This is a genomic window from Legionella bozemanae (genome assembly GCF_001648595.1).
In the GTDB taxonomy this organism is placed as follows: domain Bacteria; phylum Pseudomonadota; class Gammaproteobacteria; order Legionellales; family Legionellaceae; genus Legionella; species Legionella bozemanae.
Window position 1 is genome coordinate 1 of sequence record NZ_LBAW01000069.1, and the last position, 1,271, is coordinate 1,271.

Here is a 1,271-nt window from a genome sequence, read left to right on the forward strand (position 1 = left end):
CTCATTCCTGCACAGGTTGGATGCTCTGCATCACCCAAACCATGACCATTAACTTGTGTAAGACGAGCTTCCTGAATAATTCGGGCCATTTTGCTTGGAAATACGCAGTAAGAGCGTTTGTGTTCTAAACAAACCCCAGCCACTTTTTCACTACAATACTCGCCCAGATAATGAGCTACATAATTTAATTTGGCGCGACCCAGCGCTTTGTCTTCATCACGACAATGAAGCAAATCAATGTCTTTTCCCCATCCTTTATCATGACAACAATCAATAAGATCCAAGGGCCATATTTTGCATTGCACGGCTTGTCCGCCAAAAAGAGACGCATTGGGTTGTTGACTTAATTCATGCCCCGCTTCCCCCACAACCGCTAAAGAAGAAACACTTTGCCCAAAATCAGTATTTTGGGTTTGGGAATGCTCTGTACAGTCACCATCGGCACAAAATAAGTCTTTAATGCATTCGATAGGTGCTTCACACACATTTTCTTGACAACTGTACGTTTGCTTATACAGGGCACAAGTCTGCCTATCAAAACGCGCACACTCAGAGGCCGTTTGAAAACACCCTTTATTTTTCTGTGTGATGCATTCATCAGCAGCCGCGCTAGAACAAGAGTACGTCAGCACACGCGCCCAACACGCACGGGATACAGGAAGACCATCAATTACTTTAGGTGACTGAGTATCCGTGCATTGTTCTTTTTTGATTCGACACAGCGACCCCTTATTTTCAAAGCTCATGCAATGATTGTCCCAATATTCTTGGCTGATGTAGGGTTTGGAGTGTGCTGTGACCGTCAAAGCAACTTGAATGGGATAAATTCGTCCCCATCCTTTATTAATATAAAAGGTCAACAACCCATTATTAGCGCATGTTGGAGTACCAATCACCTGAACCCAATACGCATTCGCCCCATTATTTCGTATCGAATGAATGGTGGCACTCATTCCATCACACGAATGTTTCATCCGAATGGGATAAGGAACAGAGCCACCCACAGCATTAGTGATTGCGCCAGTCACCAAATTTACAGTAATCACTCCGGTCCATTTTTTAGCAACATAAAACGAAAAATCAGCGCGTTGCACCACTTTTTCGGAGTCCACCAGGACCTTAAGGTACTTGGTGCAGGTTTGATCGGGCAATAAACGAGAGCTGAAGCATTGTTCTTCATGTGTCTTCATCGTGCAGGTAGGCTTTTGATTCGAGCATTGAACGCGATTATTGGATTGTCCGTGCGTAATCGCATAACTTTCATCCTGAAT

1 protein-coding gene is annotated in these 1,271 nt (G+C 44.1%); it reads right to left on the reverse strand.

Annotated features, from left to right (window positions below; translation table 11 throughout):
- The coding region (traN, locus tag A8O27_RS18025; protein ID WP_064115163.1) for a type-F conjugative transfer system mating-pair stabilization protein TraN at nt 1-1,271 on the reverse strand (1,271 nt) is incomplete at both ends.